The organism is Ligilactobacillus equi DSM 15833 = JCM 10991, assembly GCF_000615765.1.
GTDB lineage: Bacteria > Bacillota > Bacilli > Lactobacillales > Lactobacillaceae > Ligilactobacillus > Ligilactobacillus equi.
On record NZ_BAMI01000001.1, the window covers coordinates 80,987 to 102,538 of the forward strand.

Below are 21,552 nucleotides of genomic sequence, written 5' to 3' on the forward strand. Positions count from 1 at the left end.
GCCAACTTATCAGTTCAACTTTAGAAGTATTGTTCACAGTTATCATATCAATAGAAAATAACCTTGTTGCATTTTTATCGGCAACAAGGTTATTTTTTAAAGATTTTAGATTATATCATAGTTACAATTGAGTGGGTTAACTTTGTGAGGAAAACCAAAATGGGTAGTAATCAATTTCAAAATTTAGGTCATAGTAACGATTGGATTCCTCTTGTCCGTCGATTTCTCCAAATTCAAGGGAGTTAATGATGAGATGTGCACGTTTACTGGTAAATTGTTTGAGAGAAGGTAATCTAACATGTTTGTTCATACGGGCCATTAGTGCTAAAAAGAGAAATTTGAAGATATTCATCTTTTCAGCTACTAAGAACTCCAACTGCCCATCGTTAGCGTGACCCAAGGGTACCTGTAGGTGAGTACGTGGATCAAAGCAAGGTTGGTGAGTGTGGACACTTACCAGGTAAGCTTTCTTGAAAAATTCGTATTGACCATTGATACGTAAAGTAACCGAGAAACTTTCCTGGTTCATATAAGTCTTAAGTAAATTATATAAATAACCGATTAATCCGAGATGCAATTTGTTAAAAAATAAATTTTCTTGGGCATTAAGACTAGCAAAATAAGCTTCCAGTCCGATGTTGTAGCTACTTAAAAAATAACCTTCAGTTTTATGGGTTGTTTCTATATAACTGCCGATATCATAGTTGATAGCTTGTTGGGTAGTTATAATTTGCTTGAAAGCAGTTGAAGGGTTGAGAGAAATTCCCATATTTTTAGCAAAGGAATTATTTTTACCAGCCGGAATTAAGGCCAATGGCAATTGTCTTTGACTGTGTTTTTTCAGGGCGTTAAGACTATCATGTAGGGTGCCGTTTCCCCCAATCACCAAGCAAATCGTTTGCTCAAGTTGATAATCAGTTTTTTTGAGGAAAGAGCGCACTAAAAAATCAATATTATGGTTACATAAGACCGCTTGATACATGTAATTGCCACTTTGTAAAAGGGGTTCAATCTTTTCCCAAGTTTTTTGACCTAGACCGTGATTGGCCTGGGGGTTAACAATGATAAAAAATGATTTCACGGGTGGTTAGGTATCTAGGTGATACCACTCCTCCTTTCTAGCGTAAATACTTCCTTTAACATTATAGCGAAAAAACATGAAAAAAGAAGTAATTATTAGAAATAATTAGAAAAAACCAGCAACGTGGCTGGTTTTGAAATTTATAAAGTAATCAACATTGGTAAAATCATGGGGTGACGTTCGGTTTGTTCGAATAAGAAAGCCTGTAAGTCATTTATGATAGCTTCTTTTAAAATTGCTTCTGAAACCCTATCGGCCTTTAAAACTCGGTTAATGGTTCGAAATAAGCGACGTCGTCCATGATTGATTAATTCCCCTGATTCACGCATATAGATAAATCCACGAGAGAGGAGATCTGGTCCGGCTAAGATTTCGCGTTTTTTCATATCAATGGTTGCAACGACTACCACTAAGCCTTCTTCTGAAAGTATACGCCGGTCGCGTAAGACGATATTACCGATGTCACCGATTCCGGAACCATCAACATAGACATCACCGGCTTGGATGTGCCCAGCTACGCGAGCTGAGTCCTTAGTAAGGGCTAAAACGTCCCCATTTTCCAAAATGAAGGAATTTTCTTTTGGTACGTCACATTTTTCAGCTAATTCAGTGTGAATTTTTAGCATTCGGTATTCTCCGTGAACAGGCATGAAAAATTTAGGTTTCATTAAACGAAGCATTAGCTTTTGTTCTTCTTGACCACCGTGACCGGAAGCGTGAATATTGTTAACTTTTCCGTGGATAACAGTCGCACCGGCTTCTTCCAATTCATTAATCACCTTGTTTACACTTAAAGTATTCCCAGGAATTGGTGAGGAAGAAAAGACTACCGTATCACCAGGTTGAATGTTAACCTGACGGTGAGTTCCGTTAGCAATTCGACTTAAAGCAGCCATTGGTTCACCTTGCGAACCAGTACATAGAATCATGACTTGGTTCGCAGGTAGACTATTGATTTCGCGGGCATCCACTAAGGAATCATCCGGAATATCAAGGTAGCCTAATTCTCGTCCATTAACAATCGCAGCTTCCATGGAGCGTCCAAAGACGGCAATTTTGCGACCTTTAGCGATAGCGGCTTCTGTAGCTTGTTGGACTCGAGAAATATTAGAAGCAAACGTGGCAAAGATAATGCGACCTTCAACTTCTTCGAAAATGCGACGAATAGAGCGTCCTACCCAACGTTCAGACTTAGTGAAGTTTGGTACTTCGGCATTGGTTGAGTCAGATAGTAAACATAAGACACCTTCGGCTCCTAACTTAGCCATTTTTTGTAAATTAGGTGGTTGATTTGTCACAGGTGTTAAGTCAAATTTGTAGTCTCCTGTAGCAACAATCGTTCCAGAGGGAGTCCTAATAGCCGCTCCTAAAGTATCAGGGATGGAGTGTGTCGTGCGGAAAAATGAAACACTGGTTTTACGGAACTTCAAGACGCTATCTTCGTTAATTTCATGAAGTTCAGTAGTTCTCAATAAACCGTGTTCCTCAAGCTTGCTTTTAATTAAAGCTAAAGCTAAGGGACCAGCATAAATGGGCATGTTAACTTGTTTTAAAAGATAGGGAATCCCACCAATATGGTCTTCATGTCCGTGCGTAATCACCAATGCTTTAATCTTGCTTTGATTATTGATGAGGTATTGGTAATCAGGAATTACGTAATCAATTCCCAAAAGGTCATCTTCAGGAAACTTAATTCCCGCATCTACCACGATAATTTCGTCTTGGAATTGAATGGCGTAAGTATTTTTTCCGATTTCCCCCAAACCACCTAAAGCAAAAACGGCGGTTTCGTTATTTTTTACGTTCAGCTTTTTCATATTAAAGCTCCGTAATCTTGAAGTTAGGGCTTTCCTTTTCGTAATTTAAAGTATCTTCGTCTAAACCTTCAATGAATTCCACATTGTATTCAGTTTTAGATTCTACTAAAAGGCGCGCGTTGACTTTGCTATCTGTATCTAAATATAAAACCTCAGTATTTTCACGGCGAGGATTAATCCGTTTGCTTGGTTGGTAGTAAACTTTAAAAATCATGTCTAGTTAAAAACTCCTTTAAAAATATGGTTTTAGGCTAAAAGCCTAGGTCCGCACGAGTCAAGTGACTCCACAATGTTAATTTTTATTTTAGCACAGTTTAGCTATTAAGTATAGAAGTTAGCTAAAAAGATGGCATCTCTTGTAAAAGATAGTATAATAAAATTAAGAAAATGTGGGGTGGTAAAGATGCAAGCAGTAATTGCGCTGGTTTTGGTGGGTGTCTTCGTTTTTTGGTTAATAACCGTCTGGCGAGTAAAAAAACGCAAGCAATCCTTATTAATCATTAAGGCTCAAAGTAGACAAGAAACAATTCCCGCAGTGGAGCAAGCTTTTGTGGCGACAATTGCTCAGCTCAACATGGAAAGGGACGTTTTATCTTCTTTAGCTCAAAGTCAAGATGTTGCTAAGATCTGGGGGCTACGGGTTTTGGCCTTCGAATTTGAGTGTGAGGTGTCTCCAAACTTTGAAAAACATCTCACGCAGTTTAGCGAACTTCTTGAAGCACAACTTAAAACACAAAAAGTTGCCATACCTGCTTTTAAGAGCTTTGCTTTAACCGATATTTGGCTACGTGACGGGAGGTTACATTTTGATGTCGCCGAAAATAAAAATGAAGATACTGCTGCCTACATTCGTGATGTTAAACGCGTAGATTAGAGTAAAGAAAAAAGACCGCCAAAGCGGCAGTCTTTTTCTTTATTCAAGAATTAACATATCTTTAGGTGCTTGCAAAGGATTTTCCTTGTTAATGTGATCGTAGAAGAGAATTCCATTTAAGTGGTCAATTTCGTGTTGTAACACAATAGCAGGGTAATCGCGGAGACGTTCGATGTGCTCATTGCCATCGAGGTCGTACCAGCGCACCTTAATACGATCGTGACGGGGTACATAACCCGGCACTTCACGGTCGACAGATAAGCAACCTTCACCTTCGCCTAAGGCCACCATTTGGACGGATTCACTGAGGATGGTTGGGTTGACTAAGACGTCTTTGAAAATTGGTTCATCGCCGGCTTCAATTCCGGGAATCAAAACCGCCGTCATGCGGATTGATTTGTCAATTTGAGGGGCGGCTAAACCAACGCCAGCACGTAAGTGGTATTTAGCCGCGATTTCTTCATCTTGGCTATTTTCAAGAAATTCCATCATTTCATGGGCGGTTTGCTTAATCTCATCACTGAGTGGGAAAATTAGCTTTTCGGCCCGTGCCCGCAAGGTAGGGTTACCTTCGCGGATAATATTGTCCATTGTAATCAAAGTAATTACCTCCCGTTTTTTCTTCTCAATCATAGCATATTTTCATAAAAAATGTGAGTAAATATACTTAAGTAATTTAAAGGAGTGATTTTTATGACAGACAGTTTTGCATATCCCTTGCGTCCCGAGTGGACCACCGCCGAAATTATTACGGTGAGCGCTTTTTATACCGCAGTAGAAAAAGCTTATACACAAGGCATTAATCAAGAAGAATTTATGACTAAGTACCAAGCCTACCGGCAAGTCGTCCCCGCAATCATGGATCAAAAGCAACTAGATCGGGAATTTTTGGAAAATTCAGGTTTTAGTATCTATCAAGCGACGAAGGTAGCCCAAAGTAATACGAAGAAAACTCTACGGTTAAGTTAGAAAGAGCGACTTTTATGAAAGAAGATTTTCAAAAAATTAATGCGCAAATTATTATCATGATGAAAGCAGGACGAAAAAAAATCCTCGCTAAACAAGCTAATCCGAATGTAGCCACTAAAAGCTCGCGTTTAGATTTGGTAACTGACATCGATCGAATGATTGAAAAGTTTTATGAAAATGAAATTCACCGTCATTTTCCCGCTGCTAAAATTTTAGGGGAAGAAGGCCTCAGACAAGAGGGAATGTTAGAGTATTCGGGGTTATTTTTCGTCATTGATCCTATTGATGGCACTATGAATTTTGTAAAACAAAAAGAGCACTATGCTAGTATGGTGGCGGTTTATGCTGGAGGCCAGCCTGCATTGGCCTACATTTATGACATTGTTAATGATAAGCTTCTTTCTGGTGGTCCGGCTTTAGGTGGCGTTTTTTGTAATGGTGAGAAGATTACAGCGCCCGCAGATTTACCGTTAAGTGAAGGTTTATTTGGGGGATCGTGGCCTATGGTGATCAATAATTATCATGGTGTGCAAGCAGCCATTAAGCAGAGTAGTGGTTTGCGTATTTACGGTAGTGCTGGCATTGAATATCTACATGTCATTTTAGGTCAATGTGTTTGTTATTTATCGCATTTACGTCCCTGGGATTTTTTACCGGGAAAAATTTTAGCAGAAAGCTTGGGCTTAAGCGTGGTAAATATTGACGGCAGTGAGGTAAATGTGTTATCATCAAATGATGTATTAGTGGCGCCAAAGCGTGTGTGTGAAGAAGTTTTGCAGCTTCTTTCATAAAGACCAAGGCCCGCCTGAACTTGCTTTCAAGTGATTCGGCGGGGATTTTTATAAAAAATAGTGAAAGCACGTTAGGCAGCCAAAAGTTCTGAATATTGAAAGGAAGAAAAACAGTGAAAACACGTGATGACATTCGCAACGTTGCGATTATCGCTCACGTTGACCACGGTAAAACAACCTTGGTTAACGAATTGTTGAAGCAATCAGATACTTTAGATGAACACATGGAAATTGGCGATCGGGCCTTAGACTCCAATGATATTGAAAAGGAACGTGGGATCACTATCCTTTCCAAGAACACCGCGGTTCGTTACCAAGGTAAGCAAATCAACATCTTAGATACTCCAGGACACGCCGATTTCGGTGGGGAAGTGGAACGGATTATGAAGATGGTTGATGGAGTGTTATTGATTGTCGATGCTTTTGAGGGTACCATGCCACAAACGCGTTTTGTGTTAAAGAAGGCTTTAGACCAACACTTAACCCCAATTGTAATTATTAACAAGGTTGACCGTCCGGGTGCTCGTCCTGATGAAGTAGTTGATGAAGTACTTGACTTATTCATCGAATTAGGGGCTGACGAAGACCAATTAGAATTCCCAGTGATTTACGCTTCAGCAATGAATGGGACTTCATCACTTGACTCTGACTTGGCAACCCAAGAACATACTATGGATCCAATCTTTACCACAATTTTGGACACAATTCCAGCTCCAGTGGATAACTCAGACGAACCATTGCAATTCCAAGTGGCCATGCTCGATTATAACGAATTCGTTGGTCGGGTTGGTATTGGTCGTGTCTTCCGTGGAAAGGTTAAGGTTGGGGACCAAGTTACCGTTATGAAACTTGACGGTTCTCAACAAAACTTCCGGGTTACAAAACTCTTTGGTTTCTTTGGTTTACAACGGGTTGAAATTGAAGAAGCTAAGGCCGGTGACTTAATTGCCGTTTCCGGAATGGAGGACATCTTCGTTGGGGAAACTGTTTGTCCGGTTGATAATCCAGAAGCTTTACCAGTTTTACGGATTGACCCACCTACTTTACAAATGACATTCATGACTAACACTAGTCCATTTGTTGGTCGTGAAGGTGATCACGTGACAGCGCGTAAGTTAGAAGATCGTTTGAAGATGCAATTGCACACAGATGTTTCCTTACGTGTTGAAGATACAGAATCTCCAGATGCTTGGGTGGTTTCTGGTCGTGGGGAATTACACTTATCTATCTTAATTGAAACTTTACGGCGTGAAGGCTTCGAGTTAGCCGTATCTCGCCCTAAGGTTATCTACCGAGAAATTGATGGGGTTTTATCTGAACCGTTTGAAAGTGTAATTATTGACACACCAGATGAATACTCTGGGGCAATTATCGATTCCATGGCTCAACGTAAGGGTGAAATGACCAACATGGAAACTGGTAACAACGGTCAAACACGGATTACTTTCTCAACACCAACGCGTGGTTTGATTGGTTACGACAACCAATTCTTATCGATGACACGTGGTTATGGAATTTTGAACCATACTTTTGAAGAATACAAGCCAGTGATTCGCAACTGGGAACCAGGTCGTCGTAATGGTGCCTTAGTTTCAATCAACCAAGGTAAAGCAACGACTTACGCGATTATGGGGATTGAAGGTCGTGGTGTGATTTACGTTGATCCAGGTACAGAAGTTTATGAAGGGATGATTGTCGGACAATCATCACGAGAACGTGATATTTCCGTTAATATTACTAAGGGTAAAAACATGACAAACGTCCGTTCTTCTAACAAGGACCAAACTGCCACGATCAAGAAGCCAACACACTTGACTTTGGAAGAATCCTTGGAATTCTTAAATGAAGACGAATTGTTGGAAATTACGCCAGAAAGCATCCGTTTACGTAAGCGTATCTTAGAGACCAACGCGCGTGAAAAGGCAGCTAAGGCGGCTAAACGTGCTAATAGCTAAGACTTTTAAAGAAAACCGTTCTCAATATGAGAGCGGTTTTTTGTGGTGGGAAGATACTGGCTTATGATATACTTAAAAAAGAGTCTAATTTGACGTAAAAGAGATTGATAATGTAAGGTGTTAAAATTTATGAAACAAATTAAACCGGATTTCAAACGTGTTAAATATAGTGATTTTTGGCTCATTGGAATGATGATCATTTTAATGTTTATTGGTCTGGTGATGATTTATTCTGCCAGCTCGGGTCAATTAGCTTTGGCGAAAGAATCACCGACAACTTATTTAAGAAAACAAGCAGGATGGATGGCAATGTCTTTGGTAATTTTTGTTATTGCCTCGTATCGTCCTCAAAATTTTCGTGGGCGTTTTCCACTTAACTTTCTTTTAGTTATTTGTCTGACGGCTTTACAATTAGGGTTGGATCTTATTGGTCCACGAATTAATGGGGCAGCTGGTTGGGTTGCCCTGGGACCTATTAGTTTTCAGCCTGCTGAATTTTTAAAACTGATTAATGTAATTTATTTTGCAGAAGTTCTACTAGGTAAAAGTAAAAATATGAAATGGTTAACCTTAGGGATTTTTGTTATGCAAATGATTGCTATTTTAGCGGCCCCCGATTTAGGCGGATTGGCAATTAATTTGATGATTTATCTAGTTATGTTAATAGCTGCGCTTAAAATTATTTTTCGCTGGCGCTTTATGTGGGGAGTAATTCCGGTGATTATAATGATTTATATTGCGACTTATATTGCATCGGTGAAAAAGTTCGTGCCATTTATCCCAGCTTACCAAGCTGAGCGCATCAAAAATTTTACTAATCCTTTTGACTATGTGCAAACTTCAGGTCGACAGTTAGTTCACTCCTATTATGCTATTAGCAATGGTGGCTGGACGGGTGTCGGTATTGGCAATTCGATTGAAAAGCAAGGATATTTGCCCGAACCATATACTGATTTTATCTTGTCTATTATCAGTGAAGAATGGGGGGTAATTGGGGTAAGTCTGATTTTATTACTTCTTGCGGGACTCATTTGTCGCATTATTATTCTGGGTTCACGCACCAGAAGTCTCTATAATACTCTAGTTTGCTATGGGATAGCCACCTTTATTTTTACCGGAGCGGTTTTTAATATCGGTGGAATGTTAGGAATGCTGCCTTTAACTGGGGTGACGTTACCTTTTATTTCTTACGGAGGGTCGAGTTTGTTTGTATTAACGTTGAGCCTTGGAATTGTTAATAAGATTGCGATTCAAACTAAATTAGGTGAAGATGAGCTTGAACAAAGAGAAATATTAAGATCGCTTCGCCCTCAAGGTACTCAAATGTCAGTAAAACGTCGGCCACAAAGACCGGTTAACCCGAGTCAAGGACCAACACGACGTTAGAAATAAATACTTCTTAGTAGGAGAATTTATTTTGCTAGGACTACAAGAAGATGAGTTTATAAATTGAATTGTAAAGGAGGTGTAGGGTAACTTATCATTTTTTTGGTAAGAACCCTGTGAACGATGAAAAAAATTTTAATTGCTAATCGTGGCGAAATTGCGGTCCGCATTATTCGTGCCTGCCAAGAGCTAGGTTTACCAACTGTAGCGGTTTATGCTAAGGAAGATGAGTACGGAATGCACCGTTTTAAAGCAGACGAAGCTTATCTCATTGGGGAAGGGAAAAAACCTACAGAAGCCTATCTCGATATTGATGAAATTATTCGGGTAGCGAAACAAACCGGTGCGGATGCAATTCACCCTGGCTATGGTTTCTTATCTGAAAATGCGGAATTTTTAAAGAAATGTGTTGCTAATAATATTACCTTTATTGGACCTGATTTAAAACACCTCGAAATTTTTGGAGATAAATTAATTGCTAAGCAAGCAGCTCATGCAGCTGGATTAAAGACTATTCCTGGAAGTCAAGATCCGGTTAAATCTGTCAATGATGTTCGTGATTTTGGAAGAAAACATGGTTACCCTATTATGATTAAAGCTGCTCTTGGTGGTGGGGGCCGAGGAATGCGAATTATTCACAGTGAGGCCGAACTAGCGGAAAGCTATGATCGGGCTCGGAGTGAAGCTATGCAATCATTTGGGGATGATGAACTCTATATTGAAAAGTACTTGGTTAACCCTAAGCACATTGAAGTACAAATCTTGGCTGATAGGTATGGCAATACCTTACACCTTTTTGAACGTGATTGTTCGGTGCAAAGACGGAACCAAAAAGTGATTGAATTTGCTCCTAGTGTCTTACCAGATAAACGTCGGCAAGAAATTTGTCAAGCAGCTGTAACTTTAGCTAAAAGTGTGGGTTATTACAATGCGGGAACGGTTGAATTCTTAGTTACAGATGATGATTTTTACTTTGTAGAAGTTAATCCTCGGATTCAAGTTGAACATACGGTAACGGAAATGATTACTGATATTGACATTGTTCAAGCCCAAATTCAAATTGCTGCAGGAAAAATTTATTTACTGAGATTGGTTTACCACACCAAGTAGATTTGAGTTACCGAGGAGCAGCTATCCAATGTCGGATTACAACTGAAGACGCGGCGAATAACTTTTTACCAGATACTGGAACGATTGAAACCTACCGTTCACCAGGTGGCTTTGGAGTTCGGTTAGATGGGGGAAATGCCTACACTGGAGCGGTTATTACGCCTTACTTTGATTCCTTATTAGTCAAGGCTTGTGTACATGCGTTGACTTTTCCTGATACTGTGGCGAAAATGCGTCGGGTTCTACAGGAATTTCAAATTCGGGGGGTTAAAACTAACATTACCTTTATGGAAAAAGTGTTAGAAAATTCTGAATTTATTAACGGGCAAGCCACTACAACCTTTATTGACCAAACTCCTGAGCTTTTTCAAGCTACAGAGTTGGAAGAAGAGGAAAAAGAACAAGATAGATTCATTGATTATATCAGTGATGTTACAGTAAATGGCTTTCCAGGTGTTAAAGCACGACCAAAATTAGAAATTCCTGAAGTCCACTTTGAAACGGATTTTGTTAGGTTAAATACTACACCAACAGCTAAGGATATCTTGGCCCAAGAAGGCGCTGAAAGCATGGTAGCTTGGATTAAAAATCAAGACAAAGTGCTCCTAACAGACACGACTATGCGGGATGCTCACCAAAGTCTTTTTGCAACACGGATGCGAACAAAAGATATGTTGCCAGCAATTGAAAATTATGAAAAAGCTTTCCCTAAACTTTTCTCGGCTGAAGTTTGGGGAGGTGCGACCTTTGACGTGGCTTATCGTTTCTTGAGTGAAGACCCTTGGAAACGGTTAAAGACGATGCGTAAAAAAATGCCACACACACTCCTACAGATGCTTTTACGGGGGTCTAACGGGGTAGGATATATGAACTATCCTGATAATGTTTTGCAACGCTTCATTGAGAAGGCTGCTGCTGATGGGGTAGATGTTTTCCGAATTTTTGACAGTTTAAACTGGATTGATCAAATGGAAAAACCACTGGCGTTTGCTCGGAAGACAGGTAAGATAGCTGAAGGGGCGATGTGTTACACTGGTGATCTTTTATCGCCAAATGAAACGAAGTACACCTTGGATTACTACCGTCACTTAGCAAAGCAGCTAGTTGATGCTGGGGCACAAATTGTAGCGATTAAAGACATGGCTGGTCTTTTGAAGCCACAAGCAGCCTTTGAATTGGTGGGACAATTAAAGACGGATTTGGATGTGCCGGTTCATGTCCACACCCATGATACGACAGGTAATGGGGTAGCTACTTTGGTGGAAGCAAGCAAAGCTGGTGCTGATATTGTAGACGTTGCTTCTTCGGCCTTGGCAGGAACCACGAGTCAACCAAGTATGGCGTCCTTCTACTATGCTATGGAAGGCAATGTAAGGCAACCAGAGCTAGCAATTGACAATATCGAAAAGATTAACCAATATTGGTCACAAATCAAGCCACTTTACAAAGATTTTTCTAATAATGTGACAGCACCACAAACGGATATTTACCAAACTCAAATGCCGGGGGGACAATACTCTAATTTGCAACAACAAGCGAAATCCTTGGGGATTGACAACTTTGAAGTTGTAAAGAGGAAGTATCAAGAAGTTAACGAGCTTCTCGGTAATATTATTAAGGTAACCCCTAGTTCCAAAGTGGTAGGTGATCTAGCCTTATTTATGTTACAAAATGATCTAAATAAAGAAACTATTTATGAGAAGGGGAAGACAATAGATTTCCCTAAATCAGTGGTAGATTTCTTTGCCGGTGATTTAGGTCAACCGGTAGGTGGTTTTCCAACCGAACTGCAAGCACTGGTCTTAAAAGGTAAACAGCCAATTACGGTCCGGCCAGGTAGTCTAGCACAACCCTACAATTTTGATGAAGGTAAGCGAGAATTAGAAGAATTTTTGAAACGTCCAGCTAGCGAAGAAGAAGTATTATCTTATGCTCTGTACCCTGAAGTATTCAAGACTTATATTACCAACAAGCGGCGTTTTGGCCAAATCCAGCGTCTAGATACGACCACTTTTTATCAAGGAATGCGAGTTGGTGAAACTATGCACTTTGAAATGGGGCCAGGCAAGACTATGTTGATTACTCTGGATTCAATTTCTGAACCTGACGAAAAAGGGATGCGTAATATGTTCTATTCTGTTAACGGTCAAGTCTTACAAGCCACGGTGAAGGATCAAAGCCAAAAAGTTACTGAAAATGCGATTCCTAAGGCAGATTTGAGTGATGAAAGTCAAATCGCAGCTACTTTAAGTGGATCGGTCTTGAAAGTACAAGTTCAAGAAGGTGAAAAGGTCAAGTTAGGCCAAGAATTAATTATTACTGAAGCCATGAAGATGGAAACGGCGATTAAAGCCCCATTTGCTGGGATAGTAAAACGGATTTATGTTAAAAATGGTGATACGTTGGCGAGCCAAGACCTCTTAATGGAAGTTCAAAAGGATTAGGATGTGGAACTTTTGGAAGAATTTGTAGCCCAAAAAAGACGGGGAATCTTTGTTTACTTACAGCATCTCAAGCAAAGTAAGCAGATGCGTCGTTTCGGTGCTATTCAATATGTTTCTCGTAAGATGAAATATGTCTTACTTTATGTAAATGAAGAAGACGTCGAGAAAACCGTAGCGCAACTACGTAAGCTACGTTATGTTAAGGATATCATTTTGTCACCACGTCCAGAGTTGGTGACGGATTTTGAAAAAATGATTGGGACCTTCAAATTAACCGCAGAAGATCAAGAAAAATTTGTAAATAAAGGTGAGAAGAAAGAATCATGAGAGTAATCGCTGGAAAATATGGTGGACGCCGCCTCAAGGCGGTACCGGGGATGCAAACCCGTCCCACAACCGATAAGGTCAAAGAATCAATGTTTAATATTATGGGACCTTATTTTGCGGGTGGGAAGTCGTTAGACTTATTTGCCGGCTCTGGTGGCTTGTCAATCGAAGCTGTTTCCCGCGGAATTGACCACGCAACTCTGATTGACCGTCAATACCAAGCTGTTAAAACGATTAAGGAAAATATCGCCGTTACCAAGGAAGAAGATTGCTTTCAGGTGTTTAAAGGTGATGCTTTTAAGGTCATGGAACGTTTGGCTTTGGCTGGAAAAAGTTATGATTTGGTCTTCTTAGATCCACCTTACAAGAAGCAGCAAATTCTAGTCACCATTGAAAAATTGGTGACCTTAAACTTGTTAAATGAGGATGCAATAATTGTTTGTGAAACCGATGAAGACGCTCATTTACCAGGTGAATTAACCGGTTTTGAATGTTTCAAACAGGTTAATTATGGAATTACCTACTTAACTTATTATCGGTATTTAGGTGGTGAAGTTTAGTGAAAGCTATTTTTCCAGGAAGCTTTGATCCTTTAACTAATGGCCACTTAGATTTAATCAAACGGGCAAGTCAGCTTTATGATCAACTTTTAGTTGTTGTGGGCAATAATACCAGTAAAAAAGCGTGGTTTAGTCCGACAGAAAAACTTGTCTTGTTACAAGAAGCCTGTCAAGGGTTAGATAATGTGTCTATTCAAATTTTACCGGCAGACTTAACCGTAAACTTGGCCCGCGAAGTCGAGGCTCAAGTGATTATACGTGGAGTTCGCAATCACCAGGATTTTGAGTACGAACAAACGATTGCTAACTTAAATAAGAAATTAGCGCCTGAAATCGAAACACTCTTGTTATTTGCAGATGAAAAGTATACGGCCTTATCTTCCTCGATGCTCAAGGAGATTGCCCGTTTTGGGGGTGATATTTCTGAATTAGTGCCTTCCGTGGTTGTTAAAGCCATGCAGGCCAAGCTATCGGGAATGGAAGTTTAATGTAATGGGTTAATTGTAGAATCCTGTGGTCAACCCCTAAATGACAATTTTTAGTCAAGTTTAATCAATCTAAGAATTAAGCCAAAATTCTTAGATTGTTTTTTAATACATTTAAATATTTGAATTGATAAAAAGGGGAAATTTACCCAGAAAAATGCATAAAATAACCCCTTTAAATTATATTTAAAAAATTAAATTTATAGAACCATAAAATTTCGTTAAAGAATTTAATTGGCATATTACGTGGGAAAAATGGTAAAATATAATGTGATGCGTTTTGCGTAGAGAAATCCTTTAGAAAGTGTAGGAGAATATCTAATGGAATTAGAATTTTTAGGAACTGGGGCTGGCTCACCCGCTAAATTTCGGAATGTGACTTCAATTGCTTTGAAACTTCTAGATGAAAGTAATGAAATTTGGCTCTTCGATGTCGGTGAGGGCACCCAACACCAAATTTTAAAAACAACAATTCGGCCACGAAAGGTTGATCGAATTTTCATCACGCACTTACATGGAGATCACTTGTTTGGTTTGCCTGGCTTTTTAAGCAGTCGTTCCTTTCAAGGTGGCGATCAAATGGGGCCACTAACGATTTATGGGCCTAAAGGGGTCAAAGAGTTTGTGCAAACGAGTTTACGCATTTCCCAAAGTAAGTTATCTTACCCCATTAATTATGTTGAATTAGAAGATGAAGGGGTCATTTTAGATACGGACCGTTTCACCGTGGAATTTAAGAATTTAGAACATCGGATTCAAAGTGTCGGTTACCGTGTGGTGGAAAAAGATTATCCTGGCGAACTTTTAGTTGATAAGTTGCGTGCCGACCAAGTTCCTGCCGGCCCGCTTTACGGGCAATTGAAGGCAGGAAAGACTGTGACTCTACCAGACGGCCGTGTTTTGGATGGTAAGGACTACTTAGGTGCAAACAAGAAAGGTCGAATTATTACCATCTTAGGTGATACTCGTCAAGTACCCAATATCGAAACTTTGGCTCAAGATGCCGATATTTTGGTGCATGAAAGTACTTTTGGAAAAGGTGAGGGTAAGTTAGCGCGTAACTACTACCACTCAACTTCCGTTCAAGCCGCAACCGTTGCCCAAAAGGCTGGCGTCAAACAGTTGTTACTGACGCACATTTCTGCTCGGTATGTGGGGCCTTTGGTGCATCGGTTAGAAAAAGATGCTCAAGCGATCTTCGCTAATACCAAGGTGGTACGTGACTTTGATGTTTACCAGGTGCCGTTTCCCAAATAGAAAGGAAAGACAATGACATATCGACAGTTAAAAGATTTGACCAACCGTGTGGCGTTGGTCACTGGAGCTTCAGGGGGCTTGGGCGAACAAATTGCCTATGAATTAGCTCAAAGAGGCGCTATTGTGGTGGCCTGTGCCCGCCGGATGGAACAGTTAGAAAATGTAGTTGCCAATTGCCAGGCCTTATCTGGAAAGTTGGCTTTTGCTTACCAATTAGATGTAAGTAATCCTGAACAAATTGAATCCGTGGTGACCAAGGTGGAGGCTAAAGTCGGTCCAATTGACGTTTTGGTTAATAATGCCGGCTTTGGAATGATGGAAACTGCCTTAGATTTTGACATGAGCATTGCAGAAGAAATGTTTCGGGTCAATGTCTTAGGTCTTATGTATATGACCAAATACACAGCCTTACAGATGGCAAGTCGTCAGCGTGGGGCAATTGTCAACATTGCCTCCATGGCTGGGAAAATTGCCACTCCTAAGGCCAGTGTTTATTCCGCTAGTAAGTTTGCGGTTTTAGGTTATTCCAATGCTTTGCGCTTGGAACTTAAACCCTTAGGAATTTCCGTTTTAACCGTAAATCCAGGACCAATCAAGACACATTTTTTCGACCGAGCTGATCGCTCTGGTAACTACTTGAAAAGTTTGGGGAGTTATGTACTTGACCCGCAAGTGGTGGCCCACAAAATTGTCAAAGCTATTGGGACAAATAAGCGTGAAATCAACCTCCCTAAGAGTATGAATGTCGCACATCATCTCTACCAGGTTTTCCCACATATAGGTGATCATTTAACTGGGGGAGTTTTTAATAAAAAATAACGAGAGGGGATGCTTTGGGTGGAAGCAAAATATACGTGGAAGATAATGTCAGCTAACCAAGACCAAGCCAATGAACTAAGCCGTGAGTTAGGGCTTGATCCTATTATTGCCCAACTATTGGTTGCGCGGGGTTACGAGGATGTAGCTAGTGCGCAGGCCTTTTTAAAGCCGTCACCGGACGGTTTTTACGATCCATTCTTATTACATGACATGGATCAAGCTGTAAAACGGATTCAAATAGCTGCGGAAAAGGGCGAAAAGGTTGTTGTCTATGGGGATTACGATGTTGATGGTTTGACCAGTACGGCCATTGTTTATGAAGTGCTCAAGGAAATGTTGGGGATGGATGTCTCTTACTACATTCCAGACCGTTTTCAAGATGGTTACGGACCTAACCTTGCAGTTTACGAGCGACTGATTGATGAAGGTAACCAGCTAATTATCACTGTGGATAACGGGATTACGGGAAGTCAAGCCGTAGCCTATGCCAAAAGTCGCAACGTTGATGTGATTGTGACTGATCACCACGAATTACCCGCCCAATTGCCTGAGGCTTACGCTGTGGTACACCCTCGTTATCCGGAAAGTGAATATCCGTTTGGTGGCCTGTCTGGGGCCGGGGTGGCTTTCAAATTAGCTTCTGCCCTCTTAGATGAAATTCCGGAAGATTTCTTGGACTTGGCGGCCTTAGGAACTGTCGCGGATTTGGTGGAACTTAAGGATGAAAACCGACTTTTGGTAACTTTTGGGCTTCAAGCTTTAAACTTAGGGCAAAGACCGGGACTGGCTTATCTAGTATCGGAAATGGGTAAACACCTCGGGGACCTGACGGAAAGCGATATTGGCTTTGGTTTGGGTCCGCGCTTAAATGCTCTCGGGCGGATGGGTAATGCTCAAGAAGGAGTCGAATTTCTGACGACTTTAGATGATCAAAGAGCCCAAGAACTAGCTAAGAAGCTGCAAGCCTTGAATACTAAACGGCAAGAAGTCGTGGAACAAATTGAAGCTGAAGCTTTGCAAAATTTGGAAGATAGTCATTTGGTGAACCTGGTGGCTGGTCCTGACTGGAATGAAGGCGTGGTCGGCATTGTGGCTAGTCGCCTGGTGGAAAAGACGGGGAAACCAAGTCTAGTTCTTAGTCTTAAAGATGATATTGCCAAAGGTTCGGGGCGGTCGGTGACAGCCTTTAACCTCTTTGAGGCTTTGGATGGACATCGGGACATCATGGAAAAATTTGGGGGGCACCACATGGCTTGTGGCCTGACAATTAAGGAAGAAAATTTGCCCAAACTTCAAGAAATCTTAGATCAAGCGGCCCAAGCTGTTAACCTCGAGCAGGCTAGGAAGCCTGAATTAACTCTAGCCGGAATTTTACCCTTGGCTAGTGTGAATTTTGAATTGGTGGATAGCCTCAAAGCTTTAGCACCATTTGGAGTAGGTAACGAACAACCCTATTTCGGCTTAACAGATTATCAGGTTCAAAGTACTCGTCAGTTAAGTGAGGGAAAACACCTTAAGCTACAATTGGCGAGTGCAAATCCGCTTAAACCTGCTCAAATGGATGTCATGTTCTTCAAGGTGGCTGACCAAATTGAAGCCATGACCAGTCAGGTTGATCAACTAGAATTTGTCGGTCAATTGGAAATCAACGAATGGCAAGGGCGACGCAGTTTACAAATGTTAGCAACTGATTGGCAAATTGCGACAGAAACGGCCATTAGTCTCAAGGAAGATACTAGCATATCAGAAACTGGGGTGCGCGTCGTAGACGGCCGAATGGCTTCCGGGCAAGATTTACTTGAAATTTTGCAAGCAGGAGGTAATTTTTTGATTTTTGATACTAAATTGCTGGAACGTTCTCGCCAGGTCGTAACGAATAACCAAAGTTTTATGGTGGGCCCCAGTGAAATTGCTCAACTAACAGAGGCTAAAGGAGTGACTTTCGTGGATTGTCCGCCCGATTTAGCTACCTTAAGTGAGGTTTTGGGTCAGTTAAAGTGTCAACAAATTAACCTAATTTTTTATAGTAAGGATAATTTAGCCAATTATCAGTTACCACAGCACGCAGAATTTGGTATGATGTATAAGTACCTGCTCCGGCATGGCGAAATTTATCGTCAAAGTCTAAATCAACACGCCCGAGCGTTGAAGATGTCACGTTCAAGATTAAATTTCATCTTAAACGTGTTTTTTGACGCCGGATTTGTTAAAATAAGACAGGACAGAAATTCTTTTTGGATTGAACCTAGTGAAACCAAAAAAGATTTAATTCAGACCAATGTATATCAACAGCAATTAGCACGGATCAAAGTCCACCAACAATTGCTAGCAAGTACTAGTCAAGACCTAGAAAATTGGGTCTTGGCACAGATGGCGAAATAAAGGAGAAATTTCAATCTATGGCAGTAGATTTACACAATTATGTCGCAAGTATTCCTGATTACCCCGAAAAAGGTGTTGTTTTTCGGGACTTATCCCCATTAATGGCTGATGGCCAAGCTTACAAGCAAGCCACTGACCAAATCGTTCAATTCGCACGGGACAAAGGTGTTGAAATGATTGTGGGACCTGAAGCGCGCGGTTTTATCGTGGGTTGTCCGGTTGCGTATGATTTAGGTGTTGGTTTTGCGCCAGCTCGTAAGAAGGGTAAGTTACCACGGGAAACTGTTAAGGCAGAATATGCTTTAGAGTACGGGACTTCCGAACTTCATATGCACAAAGATGCCGTGAAACCGGGTCAAAAAGTGCTCATCACCGACGACCTTTTGGCTACAGGTGGACTATTAAAGCCACTATTGATTTAGTAGAAAGCCTCGGGGGAATCGTCGTGGGTTGTGCCTTTTTAATCGAATTAGATGCCTTAAACGGTCGTGACAAGCTTGAAGGCTACGACGTTCTAAGTTTAATGCACTACTAAAATTAGACTCCTTCGAGTCGTAAAAGAAAAAGCTATGTTGTCTAGATTGGCAACATAGCTTTTTAAATTAGAATTTATGGACAGGTCGGGCTAAAAGTAGAAGTATCATCCAAGCACAAAGGCTAAGGGCCAGGCCTAAGTTGAGGTAAGGTGGCCAGTATTTAAGAGTAACGGTATGCTTCCCCTTGCCGATGTCGAAGGCTAAAAAGGTATCTTGAACCTTGTAAGTGTTAACCTGTTTACCATCAACATAGGCTTGCCAACCTTTAGAGTAAGGGATGGTAGTTGTGAAAATTTGGTCATTGTCTAAAATTTTGACTGAACCGGTGAGGTAACGTTGGTTGTATTTCTTAATATGCCAAGCTTGTTTTTGAACTTGCTTAAGCTTGGCGGTAACGGTTTGTTTGTCCAAAGAATAGAGGACAAAGTTGTTCAAGTAGAGATTATTCTTCTTGAGGCGAGCAGTAATGGTAACTTCTTGATTTTTTTGAAGGTTTCCCACGTTAAGAACCACTACATGGCGGAAGGTTTCGTAATGGTTGAGCTTGCGGTTACCTAGATAAAAGTCAACGTAATCACTACTAAGTCCGTTACCTAGGGTTAAGTAGTAAGGATCGTCACTCTTAGGGATGAATTTGAAGATAATTTGGGCATTTTTGCTTTTGTCCAGTCGTGAAATTTTCGCTCCGGTTAGGGTAGTAGCAGTGTTAGTGTTTTGGAAGATAACTTCCGAGAAGTTCTGAGCTTGGAAGTAGGCTGTTGTAGGCCACGCTCCAGTCACAGCATTAAGCCAGCTCGTTTGGTAAGTGATAGGGGCGTTATAGAAAGGTTTGAGTTGCTTCAAGGCTTTATTAGCCCCGTAACCAAGCGAGGTAGCATAAGGGTTTTGATAGATGGCTGTTTGATTTAAATCAGCGACTGGTTTATAATCTTTGAGATTGTAACTTTCAGTCAAAGGGTCGAGGTCAACATGACTATCGTTACTTTGATTACGATCATTTTTTTGGTGGAAGTAGTATTTCATATCCAGCAAACCATCGCTAATTAAGGTGCCATTAGCGTAAGTTACATAATTATCCCCGTCAGTTTCCGATTTGACCGAAGAAGTCGGGGATGGCTTTTTCTAAGGCCGAGGAGAAGTAAGCTCCCCCGTTGAAGCCTTGAGCCAGTCCGTCATTTTTCGTTCGAGCATAGGTTTGCCCCGTGCGATATAGGCCGGTATCAAGTTCTTTGAGTTTTCGACTATCTGCTTGGAGGGCCGCGCTAGGTACGCTGTATTCGGCAACACTGAGGTAACTGAGGTTGTTCAAAGAAAAGACGGCGTTAAGCATCATTTCCGTGATCACCACGATATATAAGCAGGCATTACGCTGCTGGCTAGCGCGCCGATTTTCTGGCTGAATTGAAAAAATTAAGAGAACAATCACAGCTAGGAGCGCCGAAAAAATCAAAGTTGTTGTCGTAGCATAGGAGAACTTCTTGAGTTGATCCCAGGTGTAAAGAACAATACCGGCTTCCAGAAAGAAGGCGAGCCAAATTAACATGTAATGTGGCGCAAAGTTTGGCTTAACAAAAGTCTTGGCCGCCAGGTAAATCATCCAAAAGGATAAGAGATAGCTGAAGCGGTAAGGGTACCAGACTGGAAATTGCATTCCGTGCCAAAAAAGGTCTAAGGGTTCAAAGAACATAGAAACCACCAAGAAGACAGAAATTAAAAAGGCACAGATTCTTTCCCGATAACTGAAACGCTTGCTAAAAAAGTAGGTCACAAATAAAAAGAGGACCAAAGATCCGACGAAAATATTGGGGTAACCAGAAGGCATCTGTTTGAAGTTAAAGGATCCTAGCGTTAACTTAGATAAAATTTTCAGGGGGTTATACTCAATTTTAGCGTGGATAACACTCTGGGAGTATTGTCCCTTGCTGGCTTGGAGTGAAAAGAAGGTTGGTAACAAGACCAAGGCCGCACTGGCACCTGCAAGTAAGGAACGACTGGCAAAAAGCCAAAATTGTCGGAAACTATTTTTCAAATTTTGGAAATGCGCGACTTCATAGTAAATAAAGAAGAGCACCAAGAAAATGGCAATCATGTAGCCCATGTAATAGTTGGCAACCAACATTAAGGCTAACCACCAGGCATAGGCTACCCCATGATCGCGGTCTAGTAAGTTTAATAAGCCTAGTATAATTAAAGGTAAAAAGACTAGCGCATCGAGCCACAAGAGATTTAATTGGTTGGCAATCCCCCAGCCCATCAAGGCATAAGAGGTCGCAAAGACCGGTACCAGGATACCACTTTGGATTTGTCTTTGCACTAAAAGGCGACCAAAGGTATAACCAGCCGTGGCGTATTTGAGTAAGGTCAAGACCATGACTCCGGCCATAATGCTTTTGTCTGGGAAAAAGAGTAGGACTAAGTTGAAAGGTGACAACATATAATAAGCCACTCGCCCAGCATCTCACCTCCGATAGCTTTGGAAAAAGAGTAGAAAAGACCACTGGGGTCATGGAGGATGGTTTGACGATAATATTGGAAGAAGTCGACATATTGTTGACCTAAATCAACAGTTAAGAGACTTTCTTTTCCAAAAGGATACATTTGACGGTAAACAAAATAGCCTAGCATAAGCACCAAAGGCCCCCAAAAGCTCAAAAGGAGCGGGTAATTCCGGCTAAAATATGTACGCAATTTCGACATAAAAACACCTCAAAAAATCATAACATAAAAATTTATTACTTTAAGGATAGCACATTCTTTAC

The 21,552-nt window shown here is 40.9% G+C and carries 16 protein-coding genes and 3 pseudogenes; 13 read left to right on the top strand and 6 right to left on the bottom strand.

Features of this window, described 5'->3' with window-relative positions; genetic code table 11:
• Positions 1–136: 136 nt before the first annotated feature.
• From JCM10991_RS00460 to JCM10991_RS00470, 3 genes are all read right to left on the bottom strand, one after another.
• Positions 137–1,081: a diacylglycerol/lipid kinase family protein gene (locus tag JCM10991_RS00460; RefSeq protein WP_025020243.1), complete on the bottom strand. Its 945-nt coding sequence runs from the start codon at positions 1,079–1,081 to the stop codon at positions 137–139.
• 140 nt (positions 1,082–1,221) lie between these two features.
• On the bottom strand, positions 1,222–2,898 hold the full coding sequence (gene rnjA, locus JCM10991_RS00465; RefSeq protein WP_025020244.1) for a ribonuclease J1: 1,677 nt from the start codon (positions 2,896–2,898) through the stop codon (positions 1,222–1,224).
• A gap of 1 nt (position 2,899) precedes the next feature.
• Positions 2,900–3,112 (bottom strand): DNA-directed RNA polymerase subunit epsilon, encoded by a 213-nt coding sequence (locus JCM10991_RS00470; protein WP_023858930.1) that lies wholly within the window; start codon positions 3,110–3,112, stop codon positions 2,900–2,902.
• 189 nt (positions 3,113–3,301) lie between these two features.
• Here JCM10991_RS00470 and JCM10991_RS00475 point away from each other — a divergent pair, with 189 nt between their 5' ends.
• A complete protein-coding gene (locus tag JCM10991_RS00475; protein ID WP_025020245.1) occupies positions 3,302–3,772 on the top strand; it encodes a hypothetical protein in 471 nt (156 codons plus the stop codon).
• A 39-nt stretch (positions 3,773–3,811) separates the two neighbouring features.
• Here JCM10991_RS00475 and def read toward each other — a convergent pair whose 3' ends face one another.
• Positions 3,812–4,372: a peptide deformylase gene (gene def, locus JCM10991_RS00480; RefSeq protein WP_025020246.1), complete on the bottom strand. Its 561-nt coding sequence runs from the start codon at positions 4,370–4,372 to the stop codon at positions 3,812–3,814.
• A 93-nt stretch (positions 4,373–4,465) separates the two neighbouring features.
• On the opposite strand from def, the gene JCM10991_RS00485 reads away from it, so the two are divergent.
• The 12 genes and pseudogenes from JCM10991_RS00485 to JCM10991_RS11980 all read left to right on the top strand — a co-directional run bounded on the left by JCM10991_RS00485 (position 4,466) and on the right by JCM10991_RS11980 (position 18,792).
• Positions 4,466–4,741 carry a UPF0223 family protein gene (locus JCM10991_RS00485; RefSeq protein WP_025020247.1) on the top strand — a complete coding sequence of 92 codons (276 nt, stop codon included), beginning with the start codon at positions 4,466–4,468 and terminating at the stop codon, positions 4,739–4,741.
• A gap of 14 nt (positions 4,742–4,755) precedes the next feature.
• Positions 4,756–5,532, top strand: coding sequence for an inositol monophosphatase family protein (locus JCM10991_RS00490; RefSeq protein WP_025020248.1), 777 nt, complete (start codon positions 4,756–4,758; stop codon positions 5,530–5,532).
• Between the two features lie 113 nt (positions 5,533–5,645).
• Positions 5,646–7,487, top strand: coding sequence for a translational GTPase TypA (typA, locus tag JCM10991_RS00495; RefSeq protein WP_025020249.1), 1,842 nt, complete (start codon positions 5,646–5,648; stop codon positions 7,485–7,487).
• A gap of 129 nt (positions 7,488–7,616) precedes the next feature.
• The gene (locus JCM10991_RS00500; RefSeq protein ID WP_051527925.1) at positions 7,617–8,873 is read left to right on the top strand and encodes an FtsW/RodA/SpoVE family cell cycle protein; all 1,257 of its coding nucleotides are present in this window, start codon (positions 7,617–7,619) and stop codon (positions 8,871–8,873) included.
• Between the two features lie 123 nt (positions 8,874–8,996).
• Positions 8,997–12,427: pseudogene (locus JCM10991_RS11975) on the top strand (pyruvate carboxylase).
• 3 nt (positions 12,428–12,430) lie between these two features.
• Positions 12,431–12,754 (top strand): YlbG family protein, encoded by a 324-nt coding sequence (locus JCM10991_RS00510; RefSeq protein ID WP_025020251.1) that lies wholly within the window; start codon positions 12,431–12,433, stop codon positions 12,752–12,754.
• Positions 12,751–13,314 carry a 16S rRNA (guanine(966)-N(2))-methyltransferase RsmD gene (rsmD, locus tag JCM10991_RS00515; RefSeq protein ID WP_023858921.1) on the top strand — a complete coding sequence of 188 codons (564 nt, stop codon included), beginning with the start codon at positions 12,751–12,753 and terminating at the stop codon, positions 13,312–13,314. Before JCM10991_RS00510 ends, rsmD begins: the two co-directional genes overlap by 4 nt.
• The gene (coaD, locus tag JCM10991_RS00520) at positions 13,314–13,802 is read left to right on the top strand and encodes a pantetheine-phosphate adenylyltransferase (protein WP_023858920.1); all 489 of its coding nucleotides are present in this window, start codon (positions 13,314–13,316) and stop codon (positions 13,800–13,802) included. The genes rsmD and coaD overlap by 1 nt, the downstream gene beginning before the upstream one ends.
• A 318-nt stretch (positions 13,803–14,120) precedes the next feature.
• Entirely contained in the window at positions 14,121–15,056 is a 936-nt protein-coding gene (gene rnz, locus JCM10991_RS00525) for a ribonuclease Z (RefSeq protein WP_023858919.1), read from the top strand.
• Positions 15,057–15,068: 12 nt separating this feature from the next.
• Complete coding sequence (locus JCM10991_RS00530) at positions 15,069–15,875, top strand: SDR family NAD(P)-dependent oxidoreductase (RefSeq protein ID WP_023858918.1); 807 nt, start codon at positions 15,069–15,071, stop codon at positions 15,873–15,875.
• A gap of 18 nt (positions 15,876–15,893) precedes the next feature.
• The gene (gene recJ / locus JCM10991_RS00535; protein WP_025020252.1) at positions 15,894–18,257 is read left to right on the top strand and encodes a single-stranded-DNA-specific exonuclease RecJ; all 2,364 of its coding nucleotides are present in this window, start codon (positions 15,894–15,896) and stop codon (positions 18,255–18,257) included.
• A 17-nt stretch (positions 18,258–18,274) separates the two neighbouring features.
• Positions 18,275–18,792: pseudogene (locus tag JCM10991_RS11980) on the top strand (adenine phosphoribosyltransferase).
• Positions 18,793–18,859: 67 nt separating this feature from the next.
• Here JCM10991_RS11980 and JCM10991_RS16345 read toward each other — a convergent pair.
• Positions 18,860–19,825, bottom strand: coding sequence for a YfhO family protein (locus tag JCM10991_RS16345; protein ID WP_369384675.1), 966 nt, complete (start codon positions 19,823–19,825; stop codon positions 18,860–18,862).
• 49 nt (positions 19,826–19,874) lie between these two features.
• Positions 19,875–21,490, bottom strand: a pseudogene (locus tag JCM10991_RS16350) (YfhO family protein).
• Positions 21,491–21,552 lie beyond the last annotated feature (62 nt).

Coding starts and splice junctions, on each gene's coding strand:
- JCM10991_RS00470 (WP_023858930.1), bottom strand. CDS start 3,112: ATGATTTTTAAAGTTTACTACCAACCAAGCAAACGGATTAATCCTCGC.
- JCM10991_RS00485 (WP_025020247.1), top strand. CDS start 4,466: ATGACAGACAGTTTTGCATATCCCTTGCGTCCCGAGTGGACCACCGCC.
- JCM10991_RS00530 (WP_023858918.1), top strand. CDS start 15,069: ATGACATATCGACAGTTAAAAGATTTGACCAACCGTGTGGCGTTGGTC.
- JCM10991_RS00490 (WP_025020248.1), top strand. CDS start 4,756: ATGAAAGAAGATTTTCAAAAAATTAATGCGCAAATTATTATCATGATG.
- JCM10991_RS00500 (WP_051527925.1), top strand. CDS start 7,617: ATGAAACAAATTAAACCGGATTTCAAACGTGTTAAATATAGTGATTTT.
- rsmD (WP_023858921.1), top strand. CDS start 12,751: ATGAGAGTAATCGCTGGAAAATATGGTGGACGCCGCCTCAAGGCGGTA.
- JCM10991_RS00475 (WP_025020245.1), top strand. CDS start 3,302: ATGCAAGCAGTAATTGCGCTGGTTTTGGTGGGTGTCTTCGTTTTTTGG.
- rnjA (WP_025020244.1), bottom strand. CDS start 2,898: ATGAAAAAGCTGAACGTAAAAAATAACGAAACCGCCGTTTTTGCTTTA.
- rnz (WP_023858919.1), top strand. CDS start 14,121: ATGGAATTAGAATTTTTAGGAACTGGGGCTGGCTCACCCGCTAAATTT.